The organism is Haemophilus sputorum HK 2154 (genome assembly GCF_000287615.1).
Taxonomy (GTDB): Bacteria; Pseudomonadota; Gammaproteobacteria; order Enterobacterales; family Pasteurellaceae; genus Haemophilus_A; species Haemophilus_A sputorum.
Genome location: NZ_ALJP01000013.1, coordinates 1 through 17,824, shown reverse-complemented (window position 1 = coordinate 17,824; position 17,824 = coordinate 1). Strand labels below are relative to the sequence as shown.

General features: G+C 39.6%; 13 protein-coding genes and 2 tRNA genes. 8 read left to right on the top strand and 7 right to left on the bottom strand.

Annotated elements, in window-relative coordinates; all coding sequences use genetic code 11:
- Window positions 1-41 precede the first annotated feature (41 nt).
- Window positions 42-1,433 (bottom strand): Na+/H+ antiporter family protein, encoded by a 1,392-nt coding sequence (locus tag HMPREF1128_RS07420; protein WP_007525927.1) that lies wholly within the window; start codon window positions 1,431-1,433, stop codon window positions 42-44.
- A 220-nt stretch (window positions 1,434-1,653) separates the two neighbouring features.
- Between HMPREF1128_RS07420 and HMPREF1128_RS07415 the strand changes: the two genes are divergently transcribed.
- Both HMPREF1128_RS07415 and clpB read left to right on the top strand, forming a co-directional pair.
- Entirely contained in the window at window positions 1,654-1,917 is a 264-nt protein-coding gene (locus tag HMPREF1128_RS07415; RefSeq protein ID WP_007525959.1) for a DinI-like family protein, read from the top strand.
- Window positions 1,918-2,068: 151 nt separating this feature from the next.
- Window positions 2,069-4,645: an ATP-dependent chaperone ClpB gene (gene clpB / locus HMPREF1128_RS07410; protein ID WP_007525970.1), complete on the top strand. Its 2,577-nt coding sequence runs from the start codon at window positions 2,069-2,071 to the stop codon at window positions 4,643-4,645.
- 97 nt (window positions 4,646-4,742) lie between these two features.
- Here clpB and folD read toward each other — a convergent pair whose 3' ends face one another.
- A complete protein-coding gene (gene folD, locus HMPREF1128_RS07405; RefSeq protein ID WP_007525971.1) occupies window positions 4,743-5,606 on the bottom strand; it encodes a bifunctional methylenetetrahydrofolate dehydrogenase/methenyltetrahydrofolate cyclohydrolase FolD in 864 nt (287 codons plus the stop codon).
- Between the two features lie 165 nt (window positions 5,607-5,771).
- On the opposite strand from folD, the gene HMPREF1128_RS07400 reads away from it, so the two are divergent.
- From HMPREF1128_RS07400 to fdhE, 6 genes are all read left to right on the top strand, one after another.
- Window positions 5,772-5,848, top strand: a tRNA-Pro gene (locus HMPREF1128_RS07400).
- Between the two features lie 44 nt (window positions 5,849-5,892).
- Window positions 5,893-5,969, top strand: a tRNA-Arg gene (locus HMPREF1128_RS07395).
- Between the two features lie 268 nt (window positions 5,970-6,237).
- On the top strand, window positions 6,238-9,336 hold the full coding sequence (gene fdnG / locus HMPREF1128_RS07385; protein WP_155819773.1) for a formate dehydrogenase-N subunit alpha: 3,099 nt from the start codon (window positions 6,238-6,240) through the stop codon (window positions 9,334-9,336).
- A gap of 1 nt (window position 9,337) precedes the next feature.
- On the top strand, window positions 9,338-10,267 hold the full coding sequence (gene fdxH / locus HMPREF1128_RS07380; protein ID WP_007525932.1) for a formate dehydrogenase subunit beta: 930 nt from the start codon (window positions 9,338-9,340) through the stop codon (window positions 10,265-10,267).
- Window positions 10,260-10,982, top strand: a complete 723-nt coding sequence (locus tag HMPREF1128_RS07375; RefSeq protein ID WP_007525976.1) for a formate dehydrogenase subunit gamma — start codon at window positions 10,260-10,262, stop codon at window positions 10,980-10,982. Before fdxH ends, HMPREF1128_RS07375 begins: the two co-directional genes overlap by 8 nt.
- 86 nt (window positions 10,983-11,068) lie before the next feature.
- On the top strand, window positions 11,069-11,980 hold the full coding sequence (gene fdhE / locus HMPREF1128_RS07370) for a formate dehydrogenase accessory protein FdhE (RefSeq protein WP_007525954.1): 912 nt from the start codon (window positions 11,069-11,071) through the stop codon (window positions 11,978-11,980).
- Between the two features lie 52 nt (window positions 11,981-12,032).
- On the opposite strand, the gene HMPREF1128_RS07365 is transcribed toward fdhE, so the two are convergent.
- From HMPREF1128_RS07365 to HMPREF1128_RS07345, 5 genes are all read right to left on the bottom strand, one after another.
- Window positions 12,033-12,839 carry a MetQ/NlpA family ABC transporter substrate-binding protein gene (locus HMPREF1128_RS07365; protein WP_007525942.1) on the bottom strand — a complete coding sequence of 269 codons (807 nt, stop codon included), beginning with the start codon at window positions 12,837-12,839 and terminating at the stop codon, window positions 12,033-12,035.
- A 110-nt stretch (window positions 12,840-12,949) separates the two neighbouring features.
- Window positions 12,950-13,771: a MetQ/NlpA family lipoprotein gene (locus HMPREF1128_RS07360; RefSeq protein WP_007525940.1), complete on the bottom strand. Its 822-nt coding sequence runs from the start codon at window positions 13,769-13,771 to the stop codon at window positions 12,950-12,952.
- Between the two features lie 41 nt (window positions 13,772-13,812).
- A complete protein-coding gene (locus HMPREF1128_RS07355; protein ID WP_007525945.1) occupies window positions 13,813-14,490 on the bottom strand; it encodes a methionine ABC transporter permease in 678 nt (225 codons plus the stop codon).
- Window positions 14,480-15,514 carry a methionine ABC transporter ATP-binding protein MetN gene (gene metN, locus HMPREF1128_RS07350; RefSeq protein ID WP_007525975.1) on the bottom strand — a complete coding sequence of 345 codons (1,035 nt, stop codon included), beginning with the start codon at window positions 15,512-15,514 and terminating at the stop codon, window positions 14,480-14,482. The genes HMPREF1128_RS07355 and metN overlap by 11 nt, the downstream gene beginning before the upstream one ends.
- 218 nt (window positions 15,515-15,732) lie before the next feature.
- Window positions 15,733-17,824, bottom strand: a 2,092-nt coding sequence (locus tag HMPREF1128_RS07345; protein ID WP_007525957.1) for a YadA family autotransporter adhesin, incomplete at its 5' end; no start/stop codon positions are given.

Sequence of the window (17,824 nt, the reverse complement as noted above, 5' to 3'; positions counted from 1 at the left end):
AATGGATAATAGCCTTATGCTATTATCCATATGTGTAAAGATTAGAGAATCATTGCCGCAATCCAACCAAACACTAATAACGGAATATTAAAGTGTAAGAAAGTTGGCACAACAGAATCCCAAATATGATCGTGTTTACCGTCTGCATTTAAGCCTGAAGTTGGCCCTAACGTAGAATCGGATGCTGGAGAACCCGCATCGCCTAGCGCGGCTGCCACCCCAACAATCGACATCGTTGCTAACGGTGAGAAACCAAAAGAAACACACAGAGGCACATAAATAGAAGTAATAATTGGCACTGTCGAGAAAGAAGAACCGATACCCATCGTAATTAACAAGCCAACAACTAACATCAACGCTGCAGCCATTTCTTTCGATGTAATCGCATCTTTTAGGCTTTCAATTAACTGCATTACTCCGCCTGTTGAATTAACAACGTTTGCATAACCAGAAGCTGCAATCATCACAAAGCCAATCATCGCCATTAAGCGTAAGCCTTGTTGGAAAATATCATTACTCTCTTTAAGTCTAAATACGCCACCTAATGCGAAAATCACTAAACCAACTAAACCGCCCATTACAGTCGAATTTGTGGCTAATTGTACGCTACAAGTCGCTAAAATGGCTGCTACGCTCACGCCAATATGATAAGGCTTCACGCGTGCAACACGTTGAGCAATATCTTCTGATGTCGGTTCAGGCGTATTTTCAAGATAAGTGCGTGGTTTACGATAAGAAACAAAAAACGCAAATAACAACCCAGCCACCATCCCCAATACTGGCACAGACATCGCTTTAGTCATTTCAGCTGTTGTAGCCACCACACCATATTGTTCACCAACTTGGTTGATATTTTTCACTAAAACACTTTCTAAGAAGATCTGACCAAAGCCTGCAGGAATAATCATATACGTTGCTGTTAAACCAAAAGTGAGCGCACAAGCGACCGCTCTGCGGTCCATTTTTAATTGGTTCATGACACTTAACAGTGGTGGAACAACAATTGGAATAAAGGCAATATGGATTGGAATTAAGTTTTGTGACGACATAGAAAACGCCACTAACACAAATAAAAGAATATATTTGAACCAAAAGACTGAACGACCAGATGGGCGTTTACCAAAACTTTGAATAATTTTAAACGCCAGTAAATCGGTTACCCCAGATCTCGATAACGCCACCGCAAACGCACCAAGCACTGCGTAGTTCATCGCTGTTTCTGCACCGCCACCTAATCCGCCAGAGAAATTTGTAATCGTAATTTTTAACGCATTAAAAAGCGCCAATAACGCTGATTGATCAACGGCAGGTTGATAGTGCCCAAGCACACCGCAAGTTAATGCGGCAATAATTAACGAAATAACCACGTTAACCCTCAGCAAACTGAGTACTAAAAGCACAATAATCGAAAGCACAACATCATTTGATAACATGATAAACCCTCGTAAATAAAGACAATACCTTAATGTAACGAAAAATGAAGGCAAATCAAGCCTTTTTTCTCTTTTGTAAAACTTTTTTGATTTCTGACCGCTTGTAGTAACACGCGCTCAACAAAAACATATAAACTGAAAATAAAACCCCTGTTTTTATTAACAGCTCAACCTTATCAATTATACTGTTTTTCCATTCAGTTATTTTAGGAATTTTAATATGACACAAGCAACCATTGATATTCGTTTAGCCAATATGCAAAAAATGGAACAACACAAATTTAATCGCCTGTTAGCTATTTTACAAACCGAAGTAGAAAAAGCGTTTTCTGATGCTATTGTACGAGTTCGCCCTTCTCAATCTATGAGCGATGTCTCGGTATTTGGTTTAGGAAAAAATGGGAAAAATGAAGTTGTCGCATTTCTTGAAAACTTATTTAACGAGAGTTCTGCCTTTGATGATCTCAATGAAGATTATTATTAACGATTAAAAAATCATCAAAAATATCCTTTTGAACAATTTTTTCTCTTTTCCCTCTTGAAAAAGACTTGACAAACGCCATTTATTGCATCGTTGAAACGGCAAGCACTTTCCGTTCGATACCGATTATTAAAATTTTAACGAGGTAATAAATATGAATTTTGAAAAATTTACCACTAAATTACAGGAAGCTTTAGCTGAAGCCCAATCTTTAGCTGTAGGCAAAGACAATCCTTATATTGAGCCAGCCCATTTACTTTATGCTTTAGTGAAGCAAGAAGGCGGCTCAATTGCACCGCTTTTTACCGCATTAAACATTCAGCCAACAAAACTGATTAGCGAATTAGAAAGCATTTTAAACCGCTTGCCGACCGTGCAAGGCAGTAGTAACACTCAATTATCACAACAACTAGCTCGATTATTAAACCAAGCTGACAAGCTTTCACAACAATTCAATGATAGCTTTATTTCATCAGAATTATTTGTGTTAGCCGCACTTGAAGATAACGGTGATTTAGGAAAATTATTCAAACAACTTGGCTTAACCAAAGAGAAAGTTGCACAAGCGATTAGTCAAATCAGAGGGGGAGATAACGTGAATACACAAAATGCAGAAGAAACTAGACAAGCACTTAAAAAATATACGATTGATTTAACCGAGCGTGCAAAAGCCGGGAAATTAGATCCGGTTATTGGACGTGATGAAGAAATCCGCCGTGCTGTACAAGTATTACAACGCCGTACCAAAAATAACCCTGTTTTAATTGGTGAACCTGGTGTAGGTAAAACTGCGATTGTAGAAGGGCTAGCACAACGTATTGTTAATGGTGAAGTGCCAGAAGGCTTAAAAAATAAACGTGTACTTTCATTAGATATGGGTGCCTTGATTGCTGGGGCAAAATACCGTGGCGAATTTGAAGAACGTTTAAAAGCAGTATTAAACGAACTTGCTAAAGAAGAAGGGCAAGTGATCCTCTTTATTGATGAAATCCATACCATGGTTGGCGCTGGTAAAACTGATGGTGCAATGGATGCAGGTAACTTGTTAAAACCAAGCCTTGCGCGTGGTGAATTACACTGCGTCGGTGCAACGACTTTAGATGAATACCGCCAATATATCGAAAAAGATGCAGCACTTGAGCGTCGTTTCCAAAAAGTATTAGTAGATGAACCAACGGTTGAAGATACAATTGCGATTTTGCGTGGCTTAAAAGAACGTTATGAGATCCATCACCACGTTCAAATTACTGACCCTGCGATTGTGGCTGCAGCAACGCTTTCTCATCGTTATATTAGCGATCGTCAATTACCAGATAAAGCGATTGACTTGATTGATGAAGCGGCTTCTAGCTTACGTATGGAAATTGATTCCAAACCTGAGCCATTAGATAAATTAGAGCGCCGTATCATTCAATTAAAATTAGAACGCCAAGCCTTACAAAAAGAGGAAGATGAAGCAAGCCGTCAACGTCTTGCAAAACTTGATGAAGAATTGGCTGCAAAAGAACGTGAATATTCTGAATTAGAAGAAGTCTGGAAAGCAGAAAAATCTGCATTACTGGGTACACAGCACATTAAAACTGAGTTAGAAAACGCACGTATTGCAATGGATCAAGCTCGCCGTGAAAATAACTTTGAGAAAATGTCCGAGTTACAATATGGTAAAATCCCTGCACTTGAGAAACAATTGCAAGAAGCGGTAAAACGTGAAGAAGAAGGGAGCGAAAATCACTTACTTCGCACTAAAGTCACTGATGAAGAAATCGCAGAAGTGCTTTCTAAAGCAACAGGCATTCCTGTTTCAAAAATGATGGAAGGCGAGAAAGAAAAACTCTTGCGTATGGAAGAAGTTTTACATAGCCGTGTAATTGGACAAAATGAAGCGGTTGAAGCGGTTGCTAATGCCATTCGTCGTAGTCGTGCTGGTTTATCAGATCCAAATAAACCAATTGGTTCCTTCTTATTCTTAGGACCAACCGGCGTGGGTAAAACTGAGCTTTGTAAAACGTTAGCTAGCTTCCTATTTGATGACCCTGATGCAATGGTGCGTATTGATATGTCAGAGTTTATGGAAAAACATAGCGTTTCTCGCTTAGTAGGTGCACCTCCAGGTTATGTTGGTTATGAAGAAGGTGGTTACTTAACCGAAGCGGTTCGCCGTCGTCCATATTCTGTGGTTTTACTTGATGAAGTAGAAAAAGCACATCCTGATGTCTTTAATATTTTATTACAAGTGCTTGATGATGGCCGTTTAACAGACGGACAAGGCAGAACTGTTGATTTCCGTAATACTGTAGTGATTATGACTTCAAACCTAGGCTCTCACTTAATTCAAGAAGCGCCAGAGGCAAGTTATGCGGAAATGAAAGCCTTAGTGATGTCTGTGGTAGGACAACACTTCCGTCCAGAGTTTATTAACCGTATCGATGACACTGTGGTCTTCCACCCATTAGGTCAAGAACACATTCGTGCAATTGCACGCATCCAATTAGAACGCTTAATTAAACGCATGGCAGAACGTGGTTATGAAGTTACTGTTACTGACGATGCTATCGACCATATCGGTAAAGCTGGTTTCGACCCATTGTTTGGTGCACGCCCATTAAAACGTGCTATCCAACAAGAACTTGAAAACCCACTTGCACAACAAATCCTTGGCGGTAAATTATTACCAAATCGCCCAGTTGTGGTGGATTATAAAGATGAAAAATTAGTGATTGAAAACCACTAAACCTAAAACAGCAAAAGGGAGCGAAAGCTCCCTTTTTTATATCGATATTTCAACCTACAATCGGTTATTTTTCTTCAAAAATTTACCAATACTAAATCTAACTCTCTAGTCCTAAATGTTGCTTATAAGCTTGTAAAGTATTTTGCATCAACATGGCAACCGTCATTGGACCTACCCCACCAGGAACTGGGGTGATAAAGCTTGCACGTTGCTGGGCTTCTTCATACGCCACATCTCCTGTTAGTTTTCCTTCGCTGTTACGATTGATGCCGACATCAATCACAATAGCGCCCTCTTTAATCCATTCTCCAGGAATAAAATTCGGTTTACCTACCGCCACAACTAAAATATCCGCTTGGCGTATATGGCTAGCTAAATCTTTAGTAAAACGATGTGTGACGGTTACTGTGCAACCACCAAGCAACAACTCCATCGCCATCGGGCGCCCAACAATATTTGATGCCCCAACCACTACCGCGTGTTTACCATATAAATCTACGCCCGTAGTTTCTAATAACTTCATGACCCCATAAGGTGTGCATGAACGAAGTGTTGGAATACGCTGACACAACCGCCCTACATTGTAAGGATGAAAACCATCTACATCCTTATGCGGAACAATGGCTTCAATCACCTTGGTTGAATCAATTTGTTTTGGTAATGGTAATTGCACCAAAATACCATCAATGCTTTCATCTTGATTGAGCTGTTCAATAAGCGTTAACAGCTCAGCTTCACTGGTTTGCTCCGGTAAATCGTAAGATTTAGAATAGATACCAATTTCTGCACAACTTTTACGTTTATTGGATACATAAACCTCAGAGGCTGGATCAGACCCCACTAAAATTACCGCTAATCCCGGTGCTCTTGCACCTTTAGCTACTTGTTGTGTAATTTGCTCAGCAATCGCAGATTTCATCTCTTTTGCTAATGCAGTTCCTGAAATAATTTGTGCAGTCATCTTTCTCTCCGAATCGTCATCAGAAAACGTTTGCGTTATTGTCGCAAAAAAAAGAAAAATTAGTAAGCAAATTTTAAAACCGATTAAATATACGCCGTTTAACTCAATTCCGAGAAAAAAAATTTGACGAAAAATCTCTCATCCTATAATATGCCTCTCACTTATCGGCGAGTAGCGCAGCTTGGTAGCGCAACTGGTTTGGGACCAGTGGGTCGTAGGTTCAAATCCTATCTCGCCGACCACTCTTTATTTTTCAGAAATCCTTTCTTTTATATTTCTTAACTCTGCGCCCTTAGCTCAGCTGGATAGAGCAACGCCCTTCTAAGGCGTGGGTCAAAGGTTCGAATCCTTTAGGGCGTGCCATTTATCTTAAAATCTTTTCAACAAGCGGTCGTTTTTTAATTTAATTTTGCAAATTTTTAACAAAATTGCATTTTTTTATGATCTAGCGCAAAAATTTTTCATCAGCTAACAAAGAATGATTATGGCGAATAAGTTAAATAATCGTTAGAATGATACCGTTTAAATTAACATCCGTGTAATTTAATAAAAGTGTTTGGACAAATTGTTCAGACCTTAGTTTATTCAGTAAATCATCTCATTATAAATTTATATGAGAGAAGGAGTGATTATGCAGGTCTCTAGACGTAAGTTCTTTAAGATCTGTGCAGGTGGTATGGCGGGAACGTCTGCTGCGATGTTGGGCTTTGCACCAGCAACCGCTTTAGCAGCACCGCGTGAATACAAATTATTACGAGCGTTTGAATCTCGTAACACCTGTACATATTGTTCTGTAAGCTGCGGTATGTTGCTATATAGCACAGGCAAACCTTACAATGCATTAAGCAGCCACACAGGTACAAATACCCGTTCTAAATTATTCCACCTTGAAGGTGACCCTGACCATCCAATCAGCCGCGGGGCATTATGTCCAAAAGGTGCGGGCGCATTAGACTATATCAATAGTGAAAGCCGTGCACTATACCCGGAATACCGTGCACCAGGTTCTGATAAATGGGAACGTATTTCTTGGGAAGACGCAGTTAAACGCATTGCTCGCCTTATGAAAGCAGACCGTGATGCCAACTTTGTAGAAAAAGATGCAAGTGGCAAAACTGTTAACCGTTGGACAACCACAGGTATTATGACTGCCTCAGCTATAAGCAACGAGGCTGCACTTCTTACTCACAAATGGGTGAGAATGTTAGGCATAGTGCCGATGTGTAACCAAGCGAATACTTGACACGGACCAACGGTAGCAAGTCTTGCTCCATCATTTGGTCGCGGTGCCATGACAAATAACTGGGTTGACATCAAAAACGCCAATCTTATTCTTGTTCAAGGCGGTAACCCTGCTGAAGCTCACCCTGTTGGCTTCCGTTGGGCAATTGAAGCGAAGAAAAACGGTGCGAAAATCATCGTGGTTGACCCTCGCTTTAACCGTACAGCTTCTGTAGCTGATCTTCATGCACCAATCCGTTCCGGTACTGACATTGCATTCTTCTTGGGTGTAATTCATTATTTATTGGAAACGAATCAAATTCAACACGAATACGTTAAACATTATACCAATGCTTCATTCTTAATTGATGAAGGCTTCAAATTTGAAGATGGTTTATTCGTAGGCTTTGATGAAGAAAAACGTTCTTATGATAAATCAAAATGGAACTACCAATTTGATGAGAATGGTTTTGCTAAACGTGATATGACCTTACAAGATCCACGTTGTGTCATTAACATTCTAAAAGATCACGTTTCTCGCTATACGCCTGAAATGGTTGAACGTATTACTGGTGTAAAACAAAAAACCTTCTTACATATTTGTGAAGAAATTGGTAAAACCTCTGCGCCAAATAAAACCATGACGCACTTATATGCGTTAGGTCTTACTGAGCATACAATCGGTACACAAAATATTCGTTCAATCGCGATGATCCAATTACTCTTAGGTAATATGGGTATGCCTGGTGGCGGTATTAATGCGTTGCGTGGACACTCAAACGTACAAGGTACAACAGATATGGGCTTATTGCCGACATCTTTACCTGGTTATATGCGTCTACCAAACGATAAAGATACCTCTTATGAGCAGTATATCAATGCGATTACGCCAAAAGATATCGTACCAAACCAAGTAAACTATTATCGTAATACATCGAAATTCTTCGTCAGTCTGATGAAAACGTTCTATGGTGATAAAGCGACTAAAGAAAACGGTTGGGGCTTCGACTTCTTACCGAAATCTGACCGCTTATACGACCCTATCACTCATGTTAAATTAATGAATGATGGCAAATTAAACGGCTGGATTTTACAAGGTTTCAACGTATTAAACTCATTACCGAACAAAAACAAAACTGTTGCGGGTATGAGCAAGTTGAAATTCTTAGTGATTATGGATCCTCTTCAAACTGAATCTTCTGAATTTTGGAAAAACTTTGGTGAATCAAACAATGTAAATTCTGCTGAAATTCAAACAGAAGTATTCCGTTTACCAACAACCTGTTTCGCAGAAGAAGATGGTTCTATCGCGAACTCTGGCCGTTGGGCGCAGTGGCACTGGAAAGGTTGTGACCAACCAGGTGAAGCACTACCAGATGCAGAAATTCTTTCTATGATTCGTGAAGAGATGCATCATCTCTATCAAGAAGACTTGAAAAAAGGTATTCAACCAAAAGGTTTAGAATCTTTTGAAGCGATGACTTGGAACTATGCACAACCACATTCTCCAAGCTCTGAAGAGTTAGCGAAAGAATTAAATGGTTATGCGCTTGAGGACATTTACGATCCTAATGGCAACTTAATGTATAAAAAAGGCCAATTACTCAGCGGCTTTGCCCATTTACGTGATGATGGTACTACCTCAGCAGGTAACTGGATTTATGTTGGCCAATGGACAGAAAAAGGTAACCAAATGGCAAACCGTGACAACTCTGACCCATCAGGCTTAGGTTGTACATTAGGTTGGGGCTTTGCGTGGCCAGCAAACCGCCGTGTTCTTTATAGCCGTGCTTCTCTTGATATTAACGGTAATCCTTGGGATAAACACCGTCAATTAATCAAATGGAACGGTAAAAACTGGAACTGGTTAGATGTGGCTGACTATGGTACACAACCGCCAGGTTCTGATACAGCTCCGTTTATTATGTCTGCTGAAGGTGTAGGTCGTTTATTTGCAGTAGATAAAATTACAAGTGGTCCAATGCCTGAGCATTATGAACCAATTGAAAGCCCAATTGATGCGAATCCGTTACATCCGAAAGTATCTTCTGATCCAACGATTCGTATTTATAAAGAAGACCGTGAGTTTATCGGCTCAAACAAAGACTTCCCTTATGTGGCGACAACTTATCGTTTGACTGAACACTTCCACAGTTGGACAGCACAATCTGCGCTAAACATCATCGCTCAACCACAACAATTTGTGGAAATTGGTGAAAAACTAGCAGCAGAGAAAGGTATCCAAAAAGGTGATATGGTGAAAATTACTTCTCGCCGTGGCTATATTAAAGCCGTTGCAGTCGTAACAAAACGTCTGAAAGATTTAGAAATCGACGGACGCACTGTACACCATGTGGGTCTTCCAATTCACTGGAATATGAAAGCCTTAAATGGTAAAGGTAACCGTGGTTTCTCTACTAATACCTTAACACCATCTTGGGGTGAATCGGTCACACAAACACCAGAATATAAAACATTCTTGGTAAATATCGAGAAGGCGGAGGCATAATATGGCAGGTAATGGCGAAGGCGTTCAAACGCAAGATATTATTAAAGTCTCCGCAACATCGGGCTTAACATCACCGCCTCAAGCGAGAGATCATAAAGTAGAAGTATCCAAACTCATTGATGTGAGTACCTGTATCGGCTGTAAAGCTTGTCAGGTTGGCTGTTCAGAGTGGAATGACATCCGCTCTGATGTCAACGCACAATGTGTCGGGATTTACGATAACCCAGTTGATCTTAATGCGAAAGCATGGACAGTGATGCGCTTTAATGAAGTGGAAGAAAACGATCGTTTAGAATGGTTAATCCGTAAAGACGGTTGTATGCACTGTGCAGAACCAGGCTGTCTAAAAGCTTGTCCAGCACCAGGTGCAATTATCCAATACGCTAACGGTATTGTAGACTTCCAATCAGACAAGTGTATCGGTTGTGGTTACTGTATTGCAGGTTGTCCGTTCAACATTCCACGTATGAACCCTGAAGACAATCGCGTGTACAAATGTACCCTTTGTGTGGATCGTGTTTCTGTTGGTCAAGAACCAGCTTGTGTGAAAACTTGTCCAACTGGCGCAATCCGTTTTGGTTCTAAAGAAGAGATGAAAATCTACGCAGAAAAACGTGTGGCTGATTTGAAATCTCGTGGCTATGAAAACGCTGGTCTTTATGACCCAGAAGGTGTGGGTGGTACACATGTTATGTATGTACTCCATCATGCAGATAAACCGGAACTTTATTCAGGATTACCAAAAGATCCACAAATTGACCCAACAGTCACCTTGTGGAAAGATATCTTGAAACCAGTAGCCGCTGTTGCAATGGGTGGTTTAGCGCTTGCTGAAATCGGACACTACTTAACAGTAGGCCCGAATGCGGAAGAAGACGTTGAAGATCATCACGAAACCGATGCTCATCAAGAAGGAGGCAAACATGAGTAAGAACAAAATTGAGATCAGCAATGATACTCGCGTGGTTCGTCACAGAACGCCTGCTCGCTTGAGCCACTGGTTTTTAGTAATCAGCTTCTTTTTAACCATGTTTACTGGGGTTGCATTTTTCTTCCCAGACTTTGCGTGGTTAACAGAAATTTTAGGTACGCCACAACTGGCACGTGCGATTCACCCTTTCACTGGGATTTTAATGTTTATCGCCTTTATTTACCTTGCGTTATTATATTGGGATCACAACGTTCCTGAGAAAAATGATATTCGCTGGGCAAAAGGTGTCGTTGAAGTTCTAAAAGGCAATGAGCACGCAGTTTCTGATAACGGTAAATATAACTTAGGTCAAAAAATGTTGTTCTGGACATTAAATCTAGCAATGTTGACCTTATTAATTACTGGTATCATTATGTGGCGCCAATATTTCTCGCACCACTTCTCAATTCCTGTATTGAGAATTGCAATTCTACTTCACTCAGCAAGTGCATTTATGCTATTTACCGGTATCTTGGTACATATGTATATGGCATTCTGGGTTAAAGGCTCAATTCGTGGCATCGTAGAAGGTTGGGTAACCGTTCGCTGGGCGAAAAAACACCACCCTAGATGGTATCGTGAAGAAGTTTTGCCGGAATTAGAAGAAGACCTAGAAAATGAAGCTAAAGGTAAAAAAGTAAAAGCCAAAGCTTTATTTAAAGGGATAAATGGCTAAAGCAAGAAAGTGCGGTTACAATAACCGCACTTTTTTATCAGCCCTTTTAGAGCAGCCTTATCTGCTCCAATATTACAGAGCACATTATGAGTATCAAAATTCTTTCGGTAGATGAAATCAAACAAAAAACGAACAGCTATGATGTTCCCCCGATTTTATTTGCCAACCCGAAAAATCTCTATCAACGCCGTGCTAAAAGATTAAGATCTTTAGCAGAAAATCATCCGCTAGCAAACTATCTTTTATTTGCTGCAGACTTAGTGGAAAGCCAATTAGCTGTATTAGAAAACCAGCCATTAGCCCCACAAGGAAACTTGCAAAACTTAGCAGAAATCCAACCGCTTGATGCGAAAACTTTTAAACGAGATGATATTTGGCTTACTTATTTAACTGCAATTTTGGCAGAAATTAAGCCTAAAGCGAACAACCAGATTTTAGCTACCATTGAATTACTAGAAAAATCAGCAAAAAGTGAATTAGAAGCGATGGCTACAGCTCTATTAAGCGAAGAATTCAACTTAGTGAGTGCTGATAAAGCTGTGTTCATTTGGGCAGCACTCTCGCTTTACTGGGTGCAATTAACTCAACAAATTCCACACAACTGCCGTGTAGAGGGTTATGATAGCCTTCAACATTGCCCTGTTTGTGGTAGTACACCGGTAGCAAGTATCGTGCAAATTGGTACCTCACAAGGGCTTCGCTATGTCCATTGCTCGTTATGTGAAAGCGAATGGAACCTTGTACGAGCACAATGTACCAACTGCAATAATCAGAAAAATATAGAAATGTGGTCTTTAGATGAAAAACTTGCTGTTGTGCGTGCTGAAAGCTGTCATGAATGTGAAAGTTATCTAAAAATCATGTTCCAAGAAAAAGACCCATATGTGGAACCTATTGCTGATGATCTTGCCTCACTCTTCCTAGATATGGAGCTAGAAGAAAAAGGCTTATTCCGTAGTGGTCTAAACCCATTAATGTTCCCAGCAAGTGAATCCTAATAAAAAACCTGTGTAGAATCGATTCCACACAGGTTTTTTCTTTATGAAAAGATTACCAACCTTTCACTACCCCACCGTTAAATAATTTTAACGCTTCTTGGAAAACTTCTTCTGTTTGGAAAGCCTTCACAAAAGTTTGTAAACGTGGGTCGTTTTTATTATCTTCACGGCTAACGACTAAGTTCACATATGGCGAATCTTTTGATTCTACAATCACGCCATCTTTCTCTGGGCTTAATCCTGCTTGACCTGCGTAAGTGTTATTGATAACAGCTAAATCCACATCATCTAATGAACGAGTTAATAACACCGTATCTACTTGTTTGATCTGGATATGTTTTGGATTCTCAATAATATCGTTTTCTGTTGAGAACAAGTTTTTCGAATCTTTTAATTTAATTAAACCATTCGCTTCAAGTAACAATAACGCACGGCCAGTATTACTTGGGTTGTTTGGAATAGCAACAATCGCACCGTCTTTTAACTCAGCTAACGTTTTTACCTTTTTAGAGTATGCCGCAATTGGCCATAATAATGTGTTACCAATTACCGCCATTTTATAACCACGATCTTTACTTTCTTGCTCTAAATAAGGCACAGTTTGGAATGCATTAGCATCTAAATCTTTTGCGTGTAACGCTGCATTTGGTTGCGTGTATTCCGTAAATTGTACTAATTCCACATCTAGGCCATATTTTTCTTTTGCAATTTTCACTGCTACTTCAGTCATTTGCGCCTCAGGCCCTGTCATCACGCCCACTTTTAATGGTTTCTGTACTTCAGCTGCTTTCTCTTCTTTACAACCGGTTAATGCTAATGCAGATACTAGCGCAACGCCTAATAATTTTGTTAATTTCATGTTAAATCCTTAAATTTGAGGAAAAAAATAAGCGGTGATATTTTTAGAAATATTTGCAAATCTCTCTTAAAATTCCACCGCTTGCAGAAAGTGAATTTACATCAAGTAAATTACCAACCTTTTACTACACCATCTTTAAAGTGTTTTTGTGCTTCTTGATACACTTCTTCCGTTTGGTAAGCTTTTACAAAGTCTTGAACCGCTTTGGTGTCTTTATTGTCTTTACGCGCCACAATAATATTCACATATGGAGAATCTTTATCTTCAACAAAAATACCATCGTTTGAACTTAATCCAACTTGACCCGCGTAAGTGTTATTTACTACCGCTAAATCCACATCATCTAATGCTTTTGCCGCCACAGAAGTATCCACTTCTTGTACTTTTAGATGTTTTGGATTCTCAATAATATCCATCGTTGTTGAGAATAAGTTGGTGTTATCTTTTAATTTAATTAAGCCTTGTTTTTCTAATAAAATCAACGCACGAGCAAGGTTAGATGGATCATTTGGTACTGCCACGACTGCACCATCTGCTAACTCATTCACTGATTTAATTTTTTTCGAATAACCCGCTAACGGATAAACAAAGGTATTACCAACAATCACTAAGTTGTCTAACCCTTTAGATGAGCTATCTTTATCTAAATAAGGTTTGTGCTGCATTGCATTCGCATCTAAATCACCTTTGCTCACAGCCGTGTTTGGTAATGCGTAGTCATTGAATAAAACAAACTCCACATCTAAGCCATATTTTTCTTTGGCAATGCTTGCTGCTTTTTCTGCAACAGTATGTTCAGGGCCTGACATTACGCCCACTTTAATTTTATTTGCTGCAGTAGCTGGTGCTGCATCCGCTTTTTTCTCTTCATTACAACCACTTAATGCTAATGCAGAAAGTACGGCAATGCTTAATACTTTTTTGAAACTCATAATAAAAATACCTCTTAATAGAAAATTGAGTGACCCCCGTTTTAACGGTGATCATATTTTTTGGCTAATTCATCGCCGACTTTTTGTGAAATCATCACAATCGCTACAATAATAATGGTTGCAATCCATTTCACATAAACCATATTACGGTGTTCACCATAGCTAATAGCTAAGTTACCCAAACCACCACCACCAACCGCGCCAGCCATAGCAGAATAGCCGATTAGTGAAACTAAAGTTAACGTCACACCGTTAATTAAAATAGGTAAAGATTCTGGTAAGTAGAATTTCGTAACCACTTGCCAATTTGTTGCCCCCATTGATTTTGCTGCTTCTGTTAAACCAGTTGGCACCTCTAATAGTGCGTTAGCGGTTAAACGCGCAAAAAATGGAATAGCCGAAACACTTAACGGCACGATTGCCGCGGTTGTACCTAACGTTGTGCCAACGAGCAAACGCGTAAATGGTAACAACACAATCAAGAGAATAATAAATGGTACTGAACGACCAATATTGATGATGACATCTAAAACCTGATGCAAACGCGGGTTTTCTAAGATCTCACCTTTTCCAGTTAAAAATGCTAAAAACCCGATAGGCAAACCTACAACAACTGCCATTAAGGTTGCAAAAAAGCCCATATAAACCGTTTCAAGCGTTGAAGAGCCAATCATCTGCCACATTTGAGGTGTGACTTCTTGCATAAAATTATCCCACATAGCCTAACACCTCAACTTTTACTTTATTATCAATTAAATAGAATTTTGCTTGTGCAATATCATCATGATTGCCACTCACTTCAGCAATTACAAAACCAAATTTCACGCCACCAGCATAGTCAATTTGAGACATTAAAATACTAAAATCAATGCCGAACTCTTTCGATGCCATAGAAAGTAACGGTGCATCAACTGAGCGGCCAGTAAATTCAAATTTAATAATTGGCTTACTATTAGCAGTTGATTGCGCTGAAAGCTGCGCAGTATATTCTGCTGGTAGCTCAAAATGGAAAGTCGATTGAATAAATTTTTGTGCCAACTCTGTTTTAGGGTTAGAAAAAATTTCACTCACAGAACCTGTTTCAATCAACTGACCTTTATCGATCACCGCCACACGATCACAAATGCGTTTTACCACTTCCATTTCATGCGTAATCAGTAAAATAGTGAGACCTAACCGTTTATTGATGTCTTTTAATAATTGTAAAATAGATTGCGTTGTTGCAGGATCTAATGCACTTGTAGCTTCATCGCACAATAACACTTGCGGATCACTTGCTAGCGCACGGGCAATTGCCACACGCTGTTTTTGACCACCTGAAAGGTTACTTGGATAAACATCTTTACGTTCAGTTAACCCCACTAGCTCAAGCAACGCATTAACCTTTTTCTCAATTTGCGCTTTAGGCGTATGATTTAAATGTAATGGCAACGCAACATTTTCAAATACGGTTTTAGAAGCCAGTAGATTAAAATGTTGGAAAACCATCGCAATATTACGGCGAGCTTGAATTAACTCACTTTCTGAAAGTTTGGTTAAATCTTTACCATCAACAATGACTTCACCAATAGTTGGACGTTCTAATAAGTTCACGCAACGAATCAGCGTACTTTTTCCTGCACCACTGGCACCAATTACGCCATAAATCGTACCCTTAGGCACTTCTAAGTTAACATTATCCAAGGCGGTAATAATTTTCCCTTTTACCTCGAACTGTTTGCTGATGTTTTTCAGCTGAATCATAAATCTGCCCATCTTTTAATTGAATTTTCTGTATTTTAGACGTCTAGAATGCTATGTCAATTAAGCAGCACACTTTTTTTATAACAAAAAAGCATAATTGTATAAAAACATTAAAAATTTCAGTATTTAAACATTAAAAATTCCTTTCTATTAAAAATCACAATAAAAAAAACCCAGCCGAAGCTGGGTTTTTCATTCTAGTTTAGCAAGACGCTAAATTACCATTGGTAACCTACGCCTACAGAGCCACCGACGTCACCTTGGGTGTTCGCGTTACCTTGTAGTTTAAGGATAACTTTACCGTTATCGCTTGAACGTGAGTAACCCACCGCAAGTGCGCTTTCACCTTTGAAGGTACCTGCAGAAGCTGCAACCATTGATTTACCTGGGATGTAAACCTGTGGTAAGCCTGCTGCTGCGTTAGCACCTGCGATACCGCCACGTGCTTCTTTTTGTACCTTGTTGATACGATTGTTCACGTTAGTGATGTTGTTACGTAATTGTGACACATTCACTGCATCGGTATCTTTCTCACCCGCTTTCACGTTGTGAATTTGGTTACCGCCCATATCAACTGTTGAGTTTGGACCAACTTTTAAGTTACCACCTTCGTTAACTGTTAAGTTATTAGTGGTTACGCTGTTGTGGTTCACATCCTCAGTTGTAGATACAAGGATTTCAGTGCCATTTTGCTCAATTGCGATGTTTTTACCTGCCGCATAAGTGACTGATTTACCACTTGTTACGCGAGCAGTTGAATTACCGCCTTTATTTGCAACTTGGTTACCTTTATCCACAGTTGATACGTTAAAGTTAGTTGCACCGTTAGATACTAATTTACCTTGGTTGTTCACGGTAATTGTATCGTTATCGATATCAACAGTTACTTTATAGTTGGTTGTACCATTTGCGTTAGTAGTTGGAGTTACTGTAATACCTTTATTTGGCTCAGTCGTTACACTTGCTTGTGTATTATTTGCACTTACAGTGTAAACGCCTTTAGCATCTTTATTAACAGTAACATTATCACCAGCTTTAACATCTGTAACATTTGCAGCTACTTTATTATTGCTATCGATATATAAACCGTCACCAACGTTCACATTGTAACTTACAGAATTTTTACCATTTTCTGCTTTAGTTACATTAGAGCTTGTACCCTTACCATTTACGAATTGTACGGTGTTACTTGCTGTTACATTGTGTTGAACATTGCCATCGTTATCTGCAACTTTCCAGTAAGCTGAGTTGATTGCATTAGCTACATCTTTCGCTGTAACTAAACCGTTTCCAGCTGGAACAGTAATATCACCATTCGTAGTTACATTAGATAACTCAGTAGTGTTTACATCTACTTTGTAAACTTTACCATCTGCATTATCTGATACTAAGGTTACATTGCTTTGGTGACCAGAAATCACTTTAGTAGTGTTAGCTTTTAATTGGCTAATATTCACTGCATCAGTTGGTTTTGTACCGTTCGCTACGTTATGAACTTGGTTACCGCCCATATCGATGTTACCACCATTTTCAACAGTGATGTTCTTCGTAGTCACGTTATTTGCTGTTACATTTTCAGCTGTTACGTCACCCGCAGTCACATTTGTTGCAACAATATTATTTGCTGTCACATTGTTGTGAGTTACATCCGCAGTTGTTGAAATAATGAAAGTTGGGTTACCAGCTGTATCAACAGTTTGGTTAACTGCTACATTTTTACCTGAAGTAATCGTTACAGTTGAACCCGGTTTCACTTGTGATTGTACGCTACCCGCAGCTGTATCTGTTACAACTTTGTCAACATGGTTGCCAGTAGTAATGTTAAATGAAGCATTGTTAATCGCATTCACAACAGTGGTTGCGTTCACTAAGCTATCACCATTACCGTTAGGATCAACACTTACAGTACCATTATTGTTCACTGTAGTTGTAATACCAGTTGTATTAGCTGACACAACGAAACGATCACGACCATCTTTACTTGCGTTAGCTTTCACTTCAACTTTAGTTGTATTCACGTTACCAGAAATCACATCAACATGTTTTTCTGGACCTGTAGCACCTGTTGCACCAGTATCACCTTTAGGACCAGTTGCACCAGTAGCGCCTGTTGCACCAGTAGCGCCTGTTGCGCCTGTAGCACCTGTTGCGCCAGTAGCACCTGTTGCACCAGTAGCACCTGTAGCACCTGCGCCTGTTGCACCAGTATCACCTTTAGGACCAGTTGCACCAGTAGCGCCTGTTGCACCAGTATCACCTTTCGCACCAGCTGCACCAGTGTCACCTTTCGCACCAGTTGCACCGTCTTTC